This window comes from Salinisphaera sp. SWV1 (assembly GCF_052044155.1).
Classification (GTDB): domain Bacteria; phylum Pseudomonadota; class Gammaproteobacteria; order Nevskiales; family Salinisphaeraceae; genus Salinisphaera.
This window is the reverse complement of sequence record NZ_JBQDYE010000009.1, coordinates 17,300-36,251: the sequence shown is the minus strand read 5'-3', so window position 1 is coordinate 36,251 and position 18,952 is coordinate 17,300. Positions and strand designations below refer to the sequence as shown.

Sequence of the window (18,952 nt, the reverse complement as noted above, 5' to 3'; positions counted from 1 at the left end):
GACTACGCCTTGTCCGAACGGGGGGCGCGCCGGCTGCGGCCGAGCAGGAGCAGCACCCCGAGGCCGGCGGTGAATACCACGGCGGTTTCGCCGAGGGTGTCGTAGCCGCGGTAGCTGCCGAGCACCGCCGTGACCGTGTTCGGCACGTCGATCTCGTGCTGTTCGGCCACCAGGTACTTATGCCGCAGCGGATGCGTCTGTACCGGCGTGTCGGCGGCGCCGAAGTGGGGCATGTCGAGGCTGGCATAGACCAGCGTGGCGCCGGTGGTGAGGGTCACCACCAGGCCAATGATCTGGCGCGAGGCCTTGACCGGCTTCTCGCGCGCCCGGGTCAGGCCGAAGGTGGCCAGAAACAGCACCGTGGTCACACCCGCGCCCACGGCCGCCTCGGTGAGGGCGACGTCGGGCGCGTCGAGCAGCGTGAACAGGCTGGCCGACAACAGGCTGTAGAGCCCGGTCAGCATGGCCACCGGGAACAGATGCCGCATGGCCGCCAGCGCCAGGGCCACCGTCACCAGAAACACCAGCAGCCCGTAATTGAGCAGGATCTCGGTGGTCATCCGGCATCTTCCCTGTCGCAGTCCGCCCGGACGCCGTCGTGGCGCGCGGCGCGGGCCAGGGCATGGGTCGCCGTCGGGCTGGTGATCAACAGGAAAAAGACAATCAGCACCAGCTTGGCGGTGGTCAGCCCGAGGCCGGCCTGTACCATCAAGCCGGTCAATACCAGCAGCATGCCGCCGGTATCCGCCACCGAGGCGGCATGGATCCGGGTGAACAGATCGGGCATGCGCAGCATGCCGAAACCGCTGATCACGCAGGCCAGCGAACCGGCCACAATCAATACCCAGCTCGCGATATCGGCGATTCCGTTCAGCATGTCAGCCCTTGCGCCGTTGGGGCGAACCGTTTACACATCGGATTGATCCGTCTTGTCGCCGGCCCAGCCGAGATCGCCGTACTGCATGAACTTGAGTACGGCCACGGTGCCGATGAAATTGATCAGGGCGTAGGTCAGTGCCAGATCGAGAAACTCCGGGCGCCCGGTGAAAAAGCCCAGTATCGCGATCAGCAGCACGGTCTTGGTACCGAACAGATTGATGGCCAGGATGCGGTCATAGACGGTCGGCCCGGCCAGTACACGTATCAATACCAGGACCATGGTCACGGCCACGCCTGCAAGTCCCGCGATGAACATCAGTGTCGGGTGACGTCGGTTCGCGCCCGGCAGGCGCTGCAATCGTAAAGGGTATCGGCGCGGTCGGACACTAGTCTGGCCCGCCTTCCAGCCGGGCGACCCGACCGGCCATGGTGCCGGCCTCGATCTCCGCGGCGCCCTCCCGGGTCAGGGCATGCACGATCGCCTCGCCGTTTTCCAGGCCCACGGTAACCGTGCCCGGCGTCAGGGTGATGGAATTGGCGAGGATCGCCTGACCGAGTGGGGCCAGGGGGTGCGTGTCGATGACCACCGTCGCCGGCGAGATCGCACGGCGGCCGATCAGTAGACGCCGGGCGACATCGAGGTTCGAACGCAGGATCTGGACCCCGAGCCAGGCCGCGTAGCCGGGCAGCCGCGGCAACAGGTCGAGTGGCACCGATTCGGCGTCGATCAGCCGCAATCGCCGGCAGAGGGCGACGGTGAAGACACAGGACGCCGCGCCGAGCGCCAGCGTGAGCGGCGCATAGTGCCCCGAAAGCAGGAGCCAGAGAATGACCAGGCCGGCAGCCAGGCCGAGCAGATGACGCACGGCTATCCCTCGATACGATAACGATAAAAGACGTTACAAAAGCCCATGCGGGGGGTCAATTCGTGTCCCGTGCAGCCTTTGCGGCCAGGGCCTTGCGGCGGCGATAGGCGATAAACGCGATAATCGCGCTAACCACCACCAGCCCGGCCGAAATCATCAGCTGGGTACTGTCGATCAACTGCTCGGGCGAGAAACTTTTGCGCTTGAGCAGCTTGGGCAGGTTCACGGTGGCACCGAACGATACGAAGGTAACCATCGGCGGCAGCATGCCGAGCACGCTGCCGGCGGTGTACGACAGCCACGGCACCCGCAGCAGCCCGCATGCATAGTTGACCAGATCGAAGGGCAGAAACGACGCGCGCAGCACGAGCACGGTGGGAAACGCCTGTTCGACGAGCAGGCGCCGGAAAGCGGCGATGCGTGGGTTGCGGTCCGAGTGCTCGTCCCCGTCCACATCCCGGCGGAAGAACCGGGCCAGCAGATAGGCGGTCTGCGCGGACGCGTTTTCGCCGAGCAGGCCGAAGATCAGCCCCGGAATGAAGCCGAACAGACTGCCCCCGGCGATGGTCAGCCACATGGCGGGAAAGAAGGTCAGGGGCCGCAGCGCATAGATGAGGATGTAGACTACCGGCGCGACCGGGTTGTTCACCACGTAATCGTAGATCAACCGCATGATCTCGCGTACGGTCAGGCCCTGTTGCCAGACCCAGACGATGAGACCGGCCAGTACGACCACCCAGACCAGACCCATGATCAGGCGAAGATGGCGGCGGCGGGTACGGGATGCACTCATGACTTGTCGGCACTGGCGGTAATCAGGCGAAAATACGGCGGCTGGCGTTCTCGACTGCGCGCCGCGCAGTCACGAACCGTCAGGCCTGCCTGCTCGAGCCAGGCCCGGATCTGGGCCGGGGTGAAGCCGAGATTGACGTGATCGTAGGCGGCCACCGTGGCCTCGTGTTCGTGTTGCGCGATGGTGGCGACCACCAGCCGCCCGCCGGGGCGCAGCACGCGGGCCCCTTCCCCGAGCGCTGTCGCGGGACGCGCACTATAGCTCAAGGCGTGCAGCATAAACACCTGATCGAATACGCCGTCCGCCCAGGGCAGGGCATGCATGTCGCCGATCTCGAAACCCACATTGGGCTGCTCGGCCAGCCGGTGGCGCGCGGCGTCGATCACGGCCGCACTCAGGTCGAGACAGGTGAAGTGTCGCGCGCGGGGGCTGAGCAGTTCGGCCAGCACGCCGTCCCCGGAGCCCACATCCAGGACGTCGCCCAGGTCAAGCAGCTCGATCATCGAGCGGCTGACCGCTTCCCAGGTCCGGCCGGGTGAATACTGGCGTTCCATGCGGCCGGCCACCGATTCGGCCCAGCTGCCGCGGTTGGTGCGGCGACGCACGATCTCGGTGGCGCGCTCGCGGTCCTGGGCCAGCTGGGCGTCGTCGATGCGCTCGGACAGCAGGCCCCAGAGCGGGCGCAGATCGCGCGGCCAGCGTGTGGCATCGACGGTGTAACGATTGCCGCCGCCCAGGCCGCCATCAACCACCAGGCCGGCCTCGCGCAGCCGGGCCAGATGGCTCGAAATCCGGCTCTGCGTAAGCTGCGTGACCGCCGTCAATTCGGCCACGCTCAGCGGCTCGTGCCCGAGCAGCAGCAACAGGCGCAGCCGGGTCGGCTCGGCGAGCAGCCGAAGGAGCTGGGAACTGTCGTTGAGATCGAGCATGGCGTGAATTCAGCGCACCGTGGGACGCAGCGAGCATCCAATAAAAAGGCCGCTCCTGGTGAGCGGCCCCATCAGCACTCGAGCCGGCGGATCAGGTGCTGGAGGATTCCGATCCGCTGCCGCTGCTGGAGCCGGATGCGTCATTCGACGAACCGTTGCTACTCGGCGACGGGGTCTTCTTGGACGCGGGCGTGGAACGCTTCGTGGCCGAGGTCTTGCGGCTCGCGGACTTCGCGCGCTTCCCCTCCGATTGGGTGCTCGACGTGCTTTTTTTCGTGCCCGTGGTCTTGGCGCTGCTGCCGGCGCGCTTGGTGGTCTTCTTGGCACCGCTGGCGGACGTGCCCGCGCTGGCGCGCTTGGCGCTCGTCTTCTTGGGCGAACTCTTGCGGGTCGACGTCTTGGCGCTGGACGTCTTGCCCGAGGCAGCCTTGGACGACGACGATTTCGACGTGGACGACTTGGTCGTCCCCGACTTCGTCTTGCTGCCGGTCGCGGAGGCGGCCCTGGTCCTCGATTGCGTACCGCTGGCCGAGGTACCGGCGCGCGCAGTCGTCGATTGGCGGGTCGAGGACGATGCCGCGCTCTTGCGGGTCTTGCCCTGGGGCGAACGGGTGCGTTTTCGGGCCGTGCTGCGGCCGGCCGTGGCGCTGCTGGCGCTCGCACTGGCGGCGGTTGCCGCTGCGTCAGGCGCGCTGTCGCCGATGTTGTCAGCCGCCGCGCGGACGCTGGCTTTGGCCGGGTCCAGCGTCTGATCCACTGTTTCCTTTATGGGTTGTGCGTAGCGGCTCGCCTCCGTGCGCGCTTTTTCGGCCGCGCGCGCCGCCGCCTGCTGGGCGGCCTCGCTCATCTGCTCGGCCCGGGTGTCGGTGCCGCTGAGATTCTCGCGAATCTGGGTCGAGACTTCGCGCCGCGTGGTCTCGAGAATCGACAGACTCTGACGCGCGTTCGACAGGATGCGATCCATCGTGTCCTGCAGCAACTGCACCTGGGCCATCGCGAGATCGCGCGGCGCTCCGCCGTGCTTGAGTGTCTGCAGGCTGGTCAGCGCCTGTTCGTAGTGCGTCCTGATCGCGGACAACTCGTGTTCGGCGAGCTGCTCGATGCCGTCGTAGATCGCCTTGTTGGCCGACGTCAGCGCCCCGGTGTAGTTGCGTCGCAGCGAATCGATGTCGCTGCGGATCTGCGTGATTGGATTCTTCTTCGAACGCGCCATGGTAAAAAACGCCCATAATCCAGCGGATGAAGCGCTAGATAATCATGCTCGCCGATGAGTGTCAAAAAGCGGCGGTCGCTCGCATGGCGCGCGCCACCGCAGCGGCGGTAAGACGCGTTACTAAAAGTGCGAATGCCGTTGTGGCACGGTTGACAATACGCTAGCGTATTGAGCCAGGTTTTCACGACAACCAGACCCCAGGGCGCTGCCGCCCGGTGTCTTCATTCGTTTATTGGAGCGTGTAATCCATGTTGTATGAAGGATCCAAACTCACGGTCACAGTCGATGACGGGATCGCCGTACTGTGTTTCGACGCCCGGGACGAGTCGGTCAACAAGTTCGACGAAGCCACGATGGCCGAACTCGGCGAGGCGGGCCAGGCCTTGGCGGGCGCCTCGAATATCAATGGGTTGCTGGTGACGTCCGCGAAGCCGGCGTTCATTGTCGGCGCCGACATCATGGAGTTCGGCGCGCGTTTCCAGAAGCCCGAGGACGAACTCAGGGCCGGCATGGCGGAATCGGTGTCGGTCTTCAACACGATCGAGGATCTGGATTTTCCGAGCGTGACCGCGATCAATGGCCTGGCACTCGGCGGTGGCCTGGAAATGTGTCTGTCCACGGATTATCGCGTGATGGGCCAGTCGGCCCAGCTCGGTTTCCCGGAGACGCGGCTGGGCATCTACCCTGGCTTCGGCGGCACCGTGCGCGCGCCGCGCCTGATCGGTGCCGACAATGCGATCGAATGGATCGCCGACGGCAAGAACCGCGATGCGAACAAGGCGCTGGCGGCCGGCATGGTCGATGCCGTGGTGGCCGACGACGATCTGGAGGCCGCCGCGCGCGACCTGCTGGCCAAGGCGATCGAAGGTGAATTCGACTGGCAGGCCCGCAAGGCGGACAAGACCGGCGCGCTCAAGCTCAACCCGACCGAAGCCGCGATGGTCTTCGAGACCTCGAAGGGCTATGTCATGGGCCAGACCCAGGGCAACTACCCCGCCCCGATCGAGGCGATCCAGCGCATGGCGCAGGCCGCGCACATGAGCCGCGATGAGGCGCTCAGGGTCGAAAGCGAAGGCTTTATCAAGGTGGCCAAGAGCCCCGAGGCGGCCGCGCTGATCCAGCTGTTCCTGAACGATCAGCTGATCAAGAAGAAGGGCAAGAAGTACGGCAAGATCGCCCACGAAGTGAATCAGGCGGCCGTGCTCGGCGCCGGCATCATGGGCGGCGGTATTGCCTACCAGTCGGCCTACAAGGGTGTCGCTACCCTGATGAAGGACATCAAGGAAGACGCCATCGACCAGGGCCTGGAAGAAGCGGCCAAGCACTTCGCCAAGGGCGTGGAGCGCGGCAAGCTGGACAACCGCGAGATGGCCCGGGGCATGTCGCGTATCCGGCCGACGCTGTCCTATGCCGAGTTCGATCACGTCGACGCAGTGATCGAGGCCGTGGTCGAGAACCCGAAGATCAAGAAGAGCGTGTTGGCCGAGACCGAGGAAAAGGTGTCGGACCACACGATCCTGGCCTCGAACACGTCGAGCATCTCGATCGACGAGCTGGCCACGGCGCTGAAGCGGCCCGAGAATTTCCTCGGCATGCATTTCTTCAACCCGGTGCATCGAATGCCGCTGGTCGAGGTGATCCGGGGCAAGGCATCCTCCGAGGAAGCCGTGGCCACGGTGGTCAATCTGGCGCACAAGCTCGGCAAGACGCCGATCGTGGTCAACGACTGCCCGGGCTTTCTGGTCAACCGTATTCTGTTTCCCTACTTCTTCGGCTTCCAGCAGTTGATCGCCGACGGCGCCGATTTCGCCAAGATCGACAAGGTGATGGAGAAGTTCGGCTGGCCGATGGGCCCGGCCTATCTGTCCGACGTGGTCGGCATGGACACCTCGCAGCACGTCGAGGAAGTGCTGGCCGCCGGTTATCCGGATCGCATGAAGGCCGAGGAGAAGTCGTCGCTGGACGTGATGGTCGAGAACAACCGCCTGGGCCAGAAGACCGGTTCCGGCTATTACAAGTATGAGAAAGACAAGAAAGGCAAGCCGAAGCGATCCGAGGATCCGGAAGCCTACGAGCTGATCGCCTCGATCCAGCGCGACAACCAGGATTTCGAGCCCGACGAGATCGTCGACCGGATGATGATCCCGATGATCATCGAGGCCGCCCGGGCGCTGGAAGAAGGCATCGCCGAGACGCCGAACGAAGTCGACATGGGATTGATCATGGGGCTGGGTTTCCCGCCGTTCCGCGGCGGCGCACTCAAATACGCCGATGCCCAGGGCCTGGCCGCGGTGTGCGACAAGGCCGACCGGTACGCGCGGCTGGGCAAGCTCTACCAGCCGACCGAGCGCATGCGCGAAATGGCGGCAAACAACGAAACCTATTACCGGATGTCGTAGCGCGCGAGACGCAGCCACGTCAGCCAATCCCTATCTGGAGAACATCATCATGCAAGCCAATGGCAGCAACGAAGTCGTGATCGTCGACGCGGTGCGCACTGCGATGGGCCGCTCGAAGGGCGGCATGTTTCGCGACACCCGCGCCGAAGAACTCTCGGCCGAACTGATGAAAGCGCTGGTCCGGCGCAACAACCTCGACCCGAACGAGATCGAGGACGTCATCTGGGGCTGTGTTCAGCAGACCAGGGAACAGGGCCTGAACATCGGCCGCAACGCCGCGCTGCTGGCCGGCCTGCCACATGCCGTCGCCGGCCAGACCGTGAACCGGTTGTGCGGTTCATCCATGCAGTCGATCCATACCGCGGTCGGTGCCATCGCGGCCGGCATCGATGGCGTCTACCTCTGCGGCGGCGTCGAGCACATGGGGCACGTGCCCATGGACTACAACGTGGATATCGCGCCGCAGCTGTCGAAGTATGTCGCCAGGCCGGCCGCCATGATGGGCCTGACCGCCGAGATGCTGGCCAACATCCACCGGATCGAACGCAAGGCGCAGGACGAATTCGCGCTGCGAAGCCACCAGCGGGCGTATCGGGCCAACGTCGACGGCGAGTTCGCCGACGAGATCGTGCCCGTGCGCGGGGTGAACGAGAACGGCCATCTCAAGATGTGCGACGCCGACGAAGTCGTGCGGGCGGATGCCAATCTGGAGGCGCTGGCTTCACTGCGCCCGGCGTTCAATCCCCGCGGGGGCACGGTCACCGCCGGCAACTCCTCGGCGATCTCCGACGGCGCGGCCGCGGTACTGGTCATGTCGGCTGCCAAGGCGAAGTCGCTCGGCATGACGCCGATGGCGCGGATCCGCGGCATGGCGGTGGCCGGTTGCGACCCGTCGGTGATGGGCCGTGGCCCGGTGCCGGCGACGCAGAAGGCGCTCAAGCGTGCGGGCGTGAGCCTGGCCGATATCGATTATATCGAGCTCAACGAAGCGTTCGCCGCCCAGAGCCTGGCGGTGCTCAACGAGCTGGGCATCGCCGATCGCCAGGACGTGATCAATGTGCGTGGCGGCGCGATTGCGCTCGGCCATCCACTGGGCACGTCCGGCGCGCGCATTACCGGCGCGCTCGCCCACATCCTGGAGGACAAGGGCGGCACGCTGGGCCTGGCAACCATGTGCATCGGCATGGGGCAGGGCATTGCGACCGTCATCGAGCGCGTAAGTTAGAACTGTAGATTCCGCGAAGAGACAGCCGGCCTGCGGGCCGGCTTTTTCTATCGCGAAGCGATCGGCGGGAATCGGGTTGGCGGGCGCTACGATCGTATCCCTGCGAAACGGCCACGGGCCGGCTTGCCGCCATGCGCTTTGTTTCCGGGGTGCCAGGTCTTATAGTGATAAGCCATGGAGCGATCGCGAACATATCGGGGCCGGCGTTGGCGCGGCATCGTCGGACTGGCTGTTGTGTTGTCGGTCCTCGCTGTTGTCGCGGGCCCACCATGCAATGCGGCGGCCAGCCAACCGGTGCTCGATCTGCCGGTGTCCATGCCCGCCAGCGCCAGGACACTGGCCTCGACCCGTTCGAAAAAAACCTATCCGTTGATCGTGGGTCGAATCGTTCAGCTCGGCGGCATCCCCGGCAACATTTCCGCCGTGCGTACCGTCGACGGTACGGCCATGCGGCGGACGTTCGTCGTGCCCGGCGCGGGCTCGGCCAAGGCGCTGGCGGCCACGCTGGCGCAGCGACTGACCCAGGCCGGGTTCGAGCCGTTGTTTTCCTGCCACGGCGCGACCTGCGGGCCCCATTTCCAGAAGGTCTCTCCCGGTTATCGCGCTGCCCCCGCGCATTTCGACGGGCCGCTGGCCGGCCAGGTTTATCGTGCAATGCGGCGGCCCAGTGCCAGCGGCGATGAATACGTTGCCCTGCAGATCGCGCCGGACGACGCCGGGCTGGCGGTCCAGTTCGATGTGGCGCGCTCGCAACCGCGTGAAGTGGGGGCGATCTCGGTCGACGCGGCCGAAATGGCGCGCCAGCTCACGCAAGCCGGCCATGTCGCGCTGCACGGTATATTCTTCGGTACCGACAGCGACCGTATCAAGCCGGAATCGCGCTCGATGGTGGCTCAGATCGCCAAGCTCCTCGAGAACAAGCCCAAGCTCCGGCTGTTGGTGGTCGGCCATACCGACAACCGGGGCAGTTTCGCCTATAACCAGGCCCTGTCGGAACGTCGGGCGAAGGCCGTGGTCCAGGCCCTGGTCCAGCAACACGGCATCGACCCTGCGCGGCTCAAACCCGTGGGCGTGAGTTATGCGGCGCCGAGCGCGAGCAACGCCACCGCGGCAGGTCGCGCCAAGAACCGTCGCGTCGAGCTCGTGCCCTGGTAACGCCGCGCGTCATGGGTCACATGCCGCCGGCCCTGGTTCGGGCTGTCGGCCCCGCTCATCGATAGCGCGCGCGCCATACGGCTTTGCGGTGCCGGCCCCTGGACTGATCGAGGCCGGCGCCCCGCGCATTGCCTGACCTGATCTGGGCGCGCCGCGCGACGCCGCGTGCAACGGCAACTAATGCAGCTTGAACACGATCGGGATGATGAGTTCCAGTCGATTGCGCTGCGCGGCGGCCGGCATCGGCGGCAATGGGCGCGAGGCCGCCAGCATCCGGCGGGCGGCGGCATCCAGCGCCGGCGATCCGGAGGAGGCGGCAATCCGGCTTTCCAGCACCTTGCCATCAGCATCGATGGCGAGGAAGAGTTTGACCGTGCCTTGCGTATGGTTCTGTCTTGCCTGGTCCGGATAATGCTTATGCCGACCCAGCCACGCGCGTAGCTTGGCAATGTAGGCATCGGTGGCCTGCTCGCGGTTGCCGTAGGCACCCTGGCGGCTGGCCCCGGCGGGCTGGGTGGCATCGCGCGCCGTGACTTGCTGCGCCGGTGCGGTATCCGAAAGCGTCTGCTGTGGTGTCACCGATAGGGCGGGCGCGATCGCGGGCGGCCCGGTGGCATCGCTCGGGCCGGCCCCGGATGCCTGTGAAGCCGGCGCCGCGGCCACTTCCGGCGCCTCCGCCGTCGCTTCGGGCGGGCTCGGTTCCGCCGCGGCGGCGGCCTCGGTCTGATCGCTCGGCGCATCGCCGATGGCCGGCGTGACCGGCTTGGCGGCTTCGATCGGCGCGTCCGGTGCGGTGCCGCTGTCGGTCGCCGTTGGCGCGGATGACGCCGATGCGCTGTTCGTGCCGCCGGCTTCGTGGCTGTTGTCGTGCAGTTGCTCGATCGGCATGTCCTCGATGCTGGGCGGCGTGGTGTCCAGCTTGTCGAGTGACACTGTCACGCCGCGCGAGGTTTTCGACGAGGGTGTCGGTGGGGATGGTGACCAGATCAGCAGTGCGATCACCAGCATGTGAAGCAGCGTCGCCCAGCCGATCGCGATCAGCCATTGCCGGCGGGAAATCCGCATTATCCGCGGGTTGACTGGGTCACGAGCCGCAGGCGATGGGCACCGGCCGCCCGCAAGACGTGCATCATCTTCACGACGCGACTCGTGGCCAGGCCAGCGTCGGCGCGCAGGCGGATCGGCGTGTTCGGCCGCCGTTGCAGCCGTTGCCGGACCGCTTTTTCCAGCGCGTCATCCTGAATCGGCTGGTCATCGAGTGCCACGCGGCCGTCGGCCGCCAGCGACACTTCGATGCCCCGTTGGTCCACGGGGGTCGGGCTGGTCGAGTGGGGCGGCTTGACGCCCAGTGGCGAGGGAGTGGCCAGTTGGCCGGCGAGCATGAAGAAAATCAGCAGCAGGAAAACCACATTGGTCAGTGGCAATACCGCGTCGTCCAGCCGTGCGGCCATGGAGGTCGAGCGACGGGGGCGCTGAAAACGCATCAGGACGGGTGCCCGTCGGTTCCGGGCGTGGCGTCCATCAGCGAAATATGCTGGACGCCGGCCTGCGATAGCGCATCCAGCACACGCACAGTGTGCTGTAGCGTGACGCCGTTGGCCGATCGGACCAGCACGCGGCGGTCCGGGTGCCCGCGCCGCGCCGCTGTCACCCGGGCGATCAGCGTTTTCATCGGCATATAGTGGCCCGCGAAGCGGACGCCGTCCGTGCGTACCTCGACCAGCAGGGCGCCTTCGATGCCGTGGGCATGCGCGCTTCCCGCGGCGGTATCCAGCGTGATCCGATGCTCGTCGGTGAAGTTATAGGCGAGCATGAAGAACAGCAGCAGGATGAACACCACATCGATCAGCGGTGTCAGGCCGATCAGCCGGGCGCGACGGCGCCGGCCGGCGCTGCTAAATGACGGGGCGACGGTAGACGAAGGGTTCATCGGTATCGATATCCGGTTCGGTATCGGGCTGCGACGGATCGAGTATGAAAAGACGCGTGACGATGCTATCCATCTCCTGGGCCTGGCGATCGACAAGGCGTTCGAACCAGTTGACCGCGACCATGACCGGCATCGCCACGCCGAGACCGACGGCGGTGGTCAGAAGCGCCTGCCAGATGCCGCCGGAGAGTAGCGCCGGATTGACCTGGTTGCCCGCGGCCTGGAGCGCCTGGAATGCCTCGATCATGCCGAGCACGGTGCCGAACAGACCGAGCAGCGGCGAGAGCGATGCGATGACTTCGAGCGTGCGCAGATGCGAGCGGAGTTCCTCGAGGATATCAGCGCCGTATTGCATGATCTCTTCGCGCAGCCGCGATTCGGGCAGGCCCTGACGCGCCTTGAGTTCCAGCGTGCGCCGGGCCACCCGGGCCACCGGGCTGCGCGAGCGCCGCGTCGCGGCCAGCGCCGCGGGCGCATTGCCGGTTCGGTAGAGCGAGAGTGCCTCGCGCGCCGAGCGGAAGTCGCTGATCCCGGCGGCGCGGAACTGCATCAGCTTGGCCACGATGATCGTGATCGCGACGATCGACATCAGCGCCAGAAGAATCACCACCGGGCCGCCGACAAGCAGTTTGTCGTTAAGGTGGTTGAGCAGTTCGACTAGATTTTGCAGCACTTGTCTACTCCGTGGCGCCCGGGCCGGCTACTCGATGAACGGTACGCGACCGCGCTGCGACACAGAAATCAGGGACAGGCAGTCGTCACGCTTTTGCGGCGGGCCCTTGCCGGTATCCACCGTGCACTGCAGCACATTGTTGAGCAGCAATTGCCCGATCTTCTGGCAGGTGAGCCCGGGGATGTCGAACACCTTGAGGCTGGTCTTGCCGGCCGGCATCGGCCCCAACTGGACCGCGAGACGCTTGGCTACGATGCCGTTGTTGTCGAACATCACCACGTCCAGCTTGAACGAATCGAACGAGCGGTTGGTCAGGTTCTGGGTGACGAGATAGGCCCGGCATGCATTGGCGACTGTCGTCATCTTGTTGAGCTCGACATCCACCGCCTGCGAACTCGCCGTCCCCGCGCTGGATGTCTGAGCGGCCGACGGGTTGCCGGTTGCGGCGCTCGACGCGATGTTGGTTCCGGCATCGCCGCCAGCGCCGGACGCGCTGGCGCTGGCGTTTCCACTTGCCTGGGCGGCCGAGGGATTACCGGCCGTCGCCTGGCCGTCATGCGTCTGGGCCAACGCCATGCCGGCAAAGCTCAGCGCGCCAACGCAAAGCAGAATGCGTAATCGTTGCATGACCCAGCCCCCTGACGACCCTGACTTTCGATTCGGGTCGCGTGCATCGCATGAATAACAACGTGAGTATCGCGATCGTCGACAGTCGCTGCAAGCCGCGAATCGACAGCCGCGGGCGCTGGCGTCAGACTCGACCGTTTACAAAGCGTCGAGGACAACGGGTGACGGTTTTTTCATCGATGGTCGCGGCCGGCCACGAACAGGTCTGTTTCTTTCATGATCCGGCGACCGGATTGCGCGCCATCATTGCGATTCATTCCACCGCGCTGGGGCCGGGGCTCGGCGGCGTGCGTATCCGGACGTACGACGACGAGGCCCAGGCCTTGACCGACGTGTTGCGCCTGTCCGAGGCCATGACCTACAAGGCAGCCTGCGCGGGATTGTCGTGTGGCGGCGCCAAGGCGGTGGTCATGGGCCCGTTCCCGGCCGATCGCGCGGCGGGCATGCATGCGCTGGCCGATTGCATCGAGCGCGTCGGCGGGCGCTACATCGCAACCGAAGACATGGGCATGAGCGAGTCGGACATCGCGCGGCTCAACGATGTCACCCGGTTCGCGGTGGGTCGCGGTCTGGATGACGGCGGTTCGGGGGATCCGTCGCCGCATACGGCGCAGGGCGTGATCAACGGCATGCGCTCGGCGCTGCGGGCTGCCGGCATGCCCGCTGATTTCCGCAGCCTGAAGGTTGCCGTGCAAGGTTGCGGCCATGTCGGCTTCGGCGTCATCGAGCGTTTGATCGCCCGAGGGGCCGAGGTGTGGGCCTCGGACATCGACGAAGCGGCGATCGAGCGCGCGCGTGGCGCCGGGGCGGCCATCATCGCAAACGACGAGATCACCACTGCGGACGTGGATGTGTTCGCGCCCTGCGGCATTGGCGCGGTGCTCAACGAACGAAGTATCCCCGCCATTCGGGCCCGCGTGATCGCCGGCGCGGCCAACAACCAGCTGGCTACCGACGCCGATGCGGCCCGGCTGGCGGCGCGCGGCATCGTCTACGCGCCGGATTTCGTCATCAATGCCGGCGGGTTGATCAACGTGGCCGACGAGATCGATCCCGCCGGCTATGACAGCCAGCGCGTCGCGGGCCGCGTGGCCGGGATCGAGACGACGCTCGACGAGATCTTTGCCGAGGCCGAACGCAGCGGCCGGACCTCGGCCGAGGTCGCACTTGCGCTGGCGCATGCCCGGGTTGGCGCCGCCTGATTCCGGCCCGGCCGCCGACGATATCGATAAGCGGCCACTTGATTATGTACGACACTCAGTTGGCTGACTAAGCAAGCGCATTTTGTCCGCAAATGCACGCGAATGAGCGCAAATAAGAAGGAAGATCAAGGCGCTGTCGCTTCAGGTTCGCGAGCAATCGCACTGTCAAGACTTTGGCTGAAATTTGTACATAATTTTGTACATAATCAAGAGCGGCCATGAAAAAGCCGCGCTCGCCGAGCGCGGCTTACAAGGGGATCGTCTGGCGAGAATCAGGCCGCGTTGTCCCAGGCCGGCGCGAACGACGGATTGATCATTCGGCCGTCCTCGGAATGCAGCTTGCTGATCTCGCTCATCTCTTCCTCGGTGAGCTCGAAATCGAAGACCTCGAAGTTGGCGGCCACGTGCGCCGGGTTGGATGAGCGGGGCAGGGCGATCACATTGTCCTGCTGGACCAGCCAGCGCAGGGCCACCTGGCCGGCATTCTTGCCGTATCGCTTGCCGATGCGTTCCAGCGTCGGGTCCTTGAAGACCTCGCCGCGGGCCAGCGGGCAGTAGGCGGTCAGCGAAATGCCATGCTCGGACAGTGCATCCAGCACCGGCTTTTGATCGAGATAGGGGTGATACTCGACCTGATTGGTGGCCAGCGGCTTGGCCGAGAGTTCCGCTGCCTCATGGATCTGGGCACGGGTGAAGTTGCTGATGCCGATGTTGCGCACCAGGCCCTTGTCCTGCACTTCGTTGAGTGCGGCCAGCGTCTCCTTGAGCGAGACATCCGGGTTCGGCCAGTGCAGCAGCAGCAGGTCGAGATAATCGGTATCGAGCCGTTCAAGGCTTTCAGCGACCGACTTCTGGAACTCGCCGTCGGTGTAGCGGTCGGTCCAGACCTTGGTGGTCAGGAAGATGTCTTCACGGGCGACGCCGGAATTCTTGATGCCGCGGCCCACGGCTTCTTCGTTCTTGTAGACCTGGGCGGTATCGATGTGGCGATAACCCACCGCGAGTGCATGTTCAACCATCGCCTCGGCGTCCTTGGGCTCAAGCTCGAAGGTGCCGAAGCCGATTGCGGGAATCGTCGCGCCATTGGCCGTCACATTATGCATGGTCAATCCTGTTGTGTTCGATACAAATTGATGGCCTGACGCTGTGGGGCGCCACCGCGATAATCAACCCGGGCATTGACCGCCTGTCGCCATGAAAAAGGCCCGCGGCGCATGCCGCGGGCCTGGCTGGCGGCCCGCCGGGTGGCGGCATCAGGCCGCCTTGGCGAAGGCGAGGTCGGGGCTGTCCTCGCTTTTCAGATCGACCCGCACGATATCTCCGGCGACGAACTCGCCGGCCAGAATCCGCTTGGCCAGCGGATTTTCGACCAGCGTCTGAATCGAACGCTTGAGCGGCCGGGCACCGTAGACCGGATCGAAGCCGGCTTCGGCGAGCCGGTCGAGCGCGGCGTCGCTGATTTCCAGCGTAAGCTCGCGTTCGGCCATGCGCTGCTCCAATTCGCGCATCTGGATGCGCGCGATCTGCCGAATCTCGGGTGCCGCCAGCGGATGGAACACCACCGATTCGTCGATGCGGTTGATGAATTCCGGCCGGAAGTGCTGAGCGACTACTTCCATGACCGATTCCTTCATCGTGTCGTAGCCCGAGTCGGCCAGTTCCTGAATCAGCTGGCTGCCGAGGTTGGACGTCATCACGATCACCGTGTTGCGGAAATCCACGGTCCGGCCCTGGCCGTCCGTGAGCCGGCCGTCGTCCAGCACCTGCAACAGGATGTTGAATACGTCGTGATGGGCTTTTTCCACCTCGTCGAGCAGGATCACGGAATACGGTTTGCGCCGTACTGCCTCGGTCAGATAACCACCTTGCTCGTAGCCGACGTAACCGGGCGGGGCCCCGATGAGCCGCGCCACCGAGTGCTTTTCCATGAATTCCGACATGTCGATGCGCACCATGGCGTTGTCGGTATCGAACAGGAAATTCGCAATCGCCTTGCACAACTCGGTCTTGCCCACGCCCGTCGGGCCGAGGAACAGGAACGAGCCGATCGGTCGATTCGGGTCCGACAGGCCGGATCGCGAGCGCCGGATCGCGTCTGACACCGCGGCCACGGCCTCGTCCTGGCCGATGACCCGCTCATGCAGGGAATCCTCCATGCGCAGCAGCTTGTCGCGCTCGCCTTCGAGCATGCGCGACACCGGGATGCCGGTCCAGCGCGAGACGATTTCGGCGACTTCCTCGTCGGTCACATTGTTGCGCAGCAGCTTGTGGTCCGCCGGCTTCTCCTCGGCGGCCTGCGCTTCCTCGAGTTCGCGCTGCAGCTGCGGAATCTTGCCGTACTGCAGCTCGGCCATGCGCTCGTAGTCGCCGGCGCGTTGTGCGGCCTCCAGTTCACGCTTGGCCTGGTCCAGTTCCTCACGCTTGTTGGCGGCACCCGCCACGCTGGCTTTCTCGGCCTTCCATATCTCCTCGAGATCCGAGTATTCGCGTTCCAGCTCGTCGATTTCATCGTCGAGCTTTTCCAGCCGTGCCCTGGAGCCCTCGTCCGACTCCTTGGACAGGGCCTGTTTCTCGATCTTGAGCTGGATCAGGCGCCGGTCGAGCCGGTCGAGCGCTTCCGGTTTGGAGTCGATCTCGATACGGATCTTGGAGGCCGCTTCGTCGATCAGGTCGATCGCCTTGTCCGGCAGCTTGCGATCGGTGATGTAGCGCTGGGACAGCTTGGCCGCGGCAATGATCGCGCCGTCGGTGATGTCCACGCCGTGATGCACCTCGTAGCGCTCCTTCAGGCCGCGCAGAATGGCGATGGTGTCCTCCAGATCCGGCTCGTCGACCAGCACTTTCTGGAAACGGCGTTCCAGGGCCGCATCCTTTTCGATGTTCTCGCGATACTCATTGAGCGTGGTCGCGCCGATGCAGTGCAGTTCGCCGCGCGCCAGCGCCGGCTTGAGCATGTTGCCGGCGTCCATGGCGCCCTCGGCCTTGCCGGCGCCGACCAGCGTATGAATCTCGTCGATGAACAGGATGATGCGGCCTTCCTGCTTGGCCAGATCGGCCAGCACGCCCTTGAGCCGATCCTCGAATTCGCCGCGATACTTGGCGCCGGCGATCATGGCCGCGAGGTCGAGCACGAGCACGCGCTTGTCGCGCAGCGACTCCGGCACTTCGCCGTTGACGATGCGCTGGGCCAGGCCCTCCACGATCGCGGTCTTGCCCACGCCCGGGTCGCCGACCAGCGTCGGGTTGTTCTTGGTGCGGCGCGACAGCACCTGGATCACGCGCCGGATCTCCTCGTCGCGACCGATCACCGGATCGAGCTTGCCCTGTTCCGCCCGCTCGGTGAGATCGGTGGTGTACTTGTCGAGCGCGCCGCGTTGTTCCTCGGCGTTCGGGTCGTCCACCTGTTCGCCGCCGCGGATCTTGTCGATCTGCGCCGTGAGATTGTCGCGGGTCGCGCCGGCGTTCTTGAGAATCTTGCCGGTTTCGGATTTGTCCTCGAGCATGGCGAGAATGGCCAGCTCGCTGGAGATGAACGAGTCGCCTCGCTTCTGCGCCAGCTTGTCCGACAGGTTGAGCACGCGCATCAAGGCCTGGCTCGGATTGACCTCGCCCGTGGCCTCGCTGATTGTCGGCAGGTTGTCGAGGCTCTTGAGGACCTGATTGCGGATCTCGCGTACGTTGAGCCCCGCGCCGTCGAGCAATGGACGAACCGTGCCCCCCTCGGCATCGAGTAGCGCCAGCAGCAAATGCTGGGGTTGTATTTCGTTATGGTCGCGCCCCACGGCCAGACTCTGGGCATCGGCCAGGGCCTGTTGGAGCTTGCTCGTGAGTTTGTCCATTCGCATGGTCGACTTTCCTTTGTGAAGACGGGTGAGTCGTGCCGCACCGCGTACGGCCATCGCTTTGAGGTTGTAATGAGGTCTGCCTTGAACATTTCAACCATTGTTTGATGGATTTCATTCCATCGCCCGGCAGACCACGTCTGCGCTGATATACTCGCGCGTTTGCCGCGAACCGGCGTGATCTGAATCATCCCGAGGTCTGAATGTCGAACGCCTACACCGATCCGGATTTCATGTTGGGCGAGGAAGCCCGTCCGCTCCGGATCCTGTCCGAGTACATCGAGCCGCGTACCCGGCTGATGCAACTGGACGTGCATAACGGTCTGATCTTCTGGGGCTCGGCGCGGCTGCGTCCGCACGAGCACGATCGGGTGGCCGATACCGCCGACTACTATGCCGAGGCGCGTGAACTGGCCCGCCGCATGATGCGCTGGACCATGGACGAGCACGCCAGCGGCGAGCACTACTATGTCTGTACCGGTGGCGGGCCGGGCATCATGGAAGCGGCCAATCGCGGCGCAGCGGATGTCAATCCGGAACTGTCGATGGGGCTCAACATCGAGCTGCCGCACGAGCAGGGCACCAACGCCTGGGTGCACGAGCGCCTGAACTTCAACTTCCACTACTTCTTCATGCGCAAGTTCTGGTTCATGAATCTTGCCAAGGCCCTGATCATCTTCCCGGGCGGCTTCGGCACCATGGACGAGCTGTTCGAGATGCTGACCCTGATCCAGACCGGCAAACAGCCGCGAATCCCGGTCGTGCTTTACGGCCACGATTTCTGGCGGCGCCTGATCGATTTCGATGTGTTCCGCGAACTCGGCTTGATTGCCGATGCGGATATGCGGCTGTTCTACCAGGCCAATAGCGTCCAGCATGCATATGATTTCCTGACCGACGCCCTCGAAGGCCGGGTGCCCGAAGGGGCCAAGCGCCAGGCCTGAGCCCCCCGGATTGAACGCCGGGCCCGGCGATAGCGGGTCGATTGCCAACGAAGTGGCGTGTCAGGGGTTGGCAATCGCCATAAGCCTGCTATCATACGCCGCTCGTTGCGAGGCAACAGACGGTTTCGTGGGGCCGTAGCTCAGTTGGGAGAGCGTCGCGTTCGCAATGCGAAGGTCGGCGGTTCGATTCCGCCCGGCTCCACCATGTCGAAGGGATCAGGCCGCGCCTGATCCCTTTTTTATTGCCCATGATTCGGTGCCTGCTGCGCGATCAA

At 65.0% G+C, this 18,952-nt stretch carries 19 protein-coding genes and 1 tRNA gene; 6 read left to right on the top strand and 14 right to left on the bottom strand.

The window, feature by feature from the left end; translation table 11 throughout:
• Window positions 1-2 precede the first annotated feature (2 nt).
• From ACS8YF_RS06210 to ACS8YF_RS06180, 7 genes are all read right to left on the bottom strand, one after another.
• On the bottom strand, window positions 3-560 hold the full coding sequence (locus tag ACS8YF_RS06210; protein WP_440849359.1) for a DUF4040 domain-containing protein: 558 nt from the start codon (window positions 558-560) through the stop codon (window positions 3-5).
• Complete coding sequence (gene mnhG, locus ACS8YF_RS06205) at window positions 557-877, bottom strand: monovalent cation/H(+) antiporter subunit G (protein ID WP_440849358.1); 321 nt, start codon at window positions 875-877, stop codon at window positions 557-559. Before mnhG ends, ACS8YF_RS06210 begins: the two co-directional genes overlap by 4 nt.
• A 30-nt stretch (window positions 878-907) precedes the next feature.
• Window positions 908-1,195 carry a monovalent cation/H+ antiporter complex subunit F gene (locus ACS8YF_RS06200; protein WP_440849357.1) on the bottom strand — a complete coding sequence of 96 codons (288 nt, stop codon included), beginning with the start codon at window positions 1,193-1,195 and terminating at the stop codon, window positions 908-910.
• 70 nt (window positions 1,196-1,265) lie between these two features.
• Complete coding sequence (locus tag ACS8YF_RS06195) at window positions 1,266-1,745, bottom strand: Na+/H+ antiporter subunit E (protein WP_440849356.1); 480 nt, start codon at window positions 1,743-1,745, stop codon at window positions 1,266-1,268.
• Window positions 1,746-1,800: 55 nt separating this feature from the next.
• Entirely contained in the window at window positions 1,801-2,538 is a 738-nt protein-coding gene (locus ACS8YF_RS06190) for a TVP38/TMEM64 family protein (RefSeq protein WP_440849355.1), read from the bottom strand.
• Window positions 2,535-3,467 (bottom strand): metalloregulator ArsR/SmtB family transcription factor, encoded by a 933-nt coding sequence (locus tag ACS8YF_RS06185; protein ID WP_440849354.1) that lies wholly within the window; start codon window positions 3,465-3,467, stop codon window positions 2,535-2,537. The genes ACS8YF_RS06190 and ACS8YF_RS06185 overlap by 4 nt, the downstream gene beginning before the upstream one ends.
• Before the next feature lie 91 nt (window positions 3,468-3,558).
• A complete protein-coding gene (locus tag ACS8YF_RS06180) occupies window positions 3,559-4,680 on the bottom strand; it encodes a phasin family protein (RefSeq protein WP_440849353.1) in 1,122 nt (373 codons plus the stop codon).
• A gap of 248 nt (window positions 4,681-4,928) precedes the next feature.
• On the opposite strand from ACS8YF_RS06180, the gene fadB reads away from it, so the two are divergent.
• The 3 genes from fadB (at window position 4,929) to ACS8YF_RS06165 (ending at window position 9,459) form a co-directional block, all read left to right on the top strand.
• Entirely contained in the window at window positions 4,929-7,079 is a 2,151-nt protein-coding gene (gene fadB, locus ACS8YF_RS06175) for a fatty acid oxidation complex subunit alpha FadB (RefSeq protein ID WP_440849352.1), read from the top strand.
• Between the two features lie 49 nt (window positions 7,080-7,128).
• Complete coding sequence (gene fadA / locus ACS8YF_RS06170) at window positions 7,129-8,304, top strand: acetyl-CoA C-acyltransferase FadA (protein ID WP_440849351.1); 1,176 nt, start codon at window positions 7,129-7,131, stop codon at window positions 8,302-8,304.
• A 234-nt stretch (window positions 8,305-8,538) separates the two neighbouring features.
• A complete protein-coding gene (locus ACS8YF_RS06165; RefSeq protein WP_440849350.1) occupies window positions 8,539-9,459 on the top strand; it encodes an OmpA family protein in 921 nt (306 codons plus the stop codon).
• A gap of 177 nt (window positions 9,460-9,636) precedes the next feature.
• On the opposite strand, the gene ACS8YF_RS06160 is transcribed toward ACS8YF_RS06165, so the two are convergent.
• From ACS8YF_RS06160 to ACS8YF_RS06140, 5 genes are read right to left on the bottom strand one after another with little or no spacing between them, the layout of a single operon-like run.
• A complete protein-coding gene (locus ACS8YF_RS06160) occupies window positions 9,637-10,524 on the bottom strand; it encodes an energy transducer TonB (protein WP_440849349.1) in 888 nt (295 codons plus the stop codon).
• A complete protein-coding gene (locus ACS8YF_RS06155; protein ID WP_440849348.1) occupies window positions 10,524-10,943 on the bottom strand; it encodes an ExbD/TolR family protein in 420 nt (139 codons plus the stop codon). The genes ACS8YF_RS06160 and ACS8YF_RS06155 overlap by 1 nt, the downstream gene beginning before the upstream one ends.
• Window positions 10,943-11,389, bottom strand: a complete 447-nt coding sequence (locus tag ACS8YF_RS06150) for an ExbD/TolR family protein (protein WP_440849347.1) — start codon at window positions 11,387-11,389, stop codon at window positions 10,943-10,945. Before ACS8YF_RS06150 ends, ACS8YF_RS06155 begins: the two co-directional genes overlap by 1 nt.
• The gene (locus tag ACS8YF_RS06145) at window positions 11,355-12,062 is read right to left on the bottom strand and encodes a MotA/TolQ/ExbB proton channel family protein (protein WP_440849346.1); all 708 of its coding nucleotides are present in this window, start codon (window positions 12,060-12,062) and stop codon (window positions 11,355-11,357) included. The genes ACS8YF_RS06150 and ACS8YF_RS06145 overlap by 35 nt, the downstream gene beginning before the upstream one ends.
• Window positions 12,063-12,089: 27 nt before the next feature.
• On the bottom strand, window positions 12,090-12,689 hold the full coding sequence (locus tag ACS8YF_RS06140) for a Tat pathway signal sequence domain protein (protein WP_440849345.1): 600 nt from the start codon (window positions 12,687-12,689) through the stop codon (window positions 12,090-12,092).
• A gap of 161 nt (window positions 12,690-12,850) precedes the next feature.
• Here ACS8YF_RS06140 and ACS8YF_RS06135 point away from each other — a divergent pair, with 161 nt between their 5' ends.
• Window positions 12,851-13,891 carry a Glu/Leu/Phe/Val dehydrogenase dimerization domain-containing protein gene (locus ACS8YF_RS06135; protein WP_440849344.1) on the top strand — a complete coding sequence of 347 codons (1,041 nt, stop codon included), beginning with the start codon at window positions 12,851-12,853 and terminating at the stop codon, window positions 13,889-13,891.
• 272 nt (window positions 13,892-14,163) lie between these two features.
• Here the strand turns inward: ACS8YF_RS06135 and ACS8YF_RS06130 are convergent, their stop codons facing one another.
• Complete coding sequence (locus ACS8YF_RS06130; protein WP_440849343.1) at window positions 14,164-14,994, bottom strand: aldo/keto reductase; 831 nt, start codon at window positions 14,992-14,994, stop codon at window positions 14,164-14,166.
• Window positions 14,995-15,144: 150 nt separating this feature from the next.
• On the bottom strand, window positions 15,145-17,730 hold the full coding sequence (clpB, locus tag ACS8YF_RS06125) for an ATP-dependent chaperone ClpB (protein WP_440849439.1): 2,586 nt from the start codon (window positions 17,728-17,730) through the stop codon (window positions 15,145-15,147).
• Between the two features lie 206 nt (window positions 17,731-17,936).
• Between clpB and ACS8YF_RS06120 the strand changes: the two genes are divergently transcribed.
• Together ACS8YF_RS06120 and ACS8YF_RS06115 are read left to right on the top strand one after the other, a co-directional pair.
• Window positions 17,937-18,677: an LOG family protein gene (locus ACS8YF_RS06120; RefSeq protein ID WP_440849342.1), complete on the top strand. Its 741-nt coding sequence runs from the start codon at window positions 17,937-17,939 to the stop codon at window positions 18,675-18,677.
• A gap of 129 nt (window positions 18,678-18,806) precedes the next feature.
• Window positions 18,807-18,882: transfer RNA gene (locus ACS8YF_RS06115), tRNA-Ala, on the top strand.
• The last annotated feature ends 70 nt before the right edge of the window (window positions 18,883-18,952 follow it).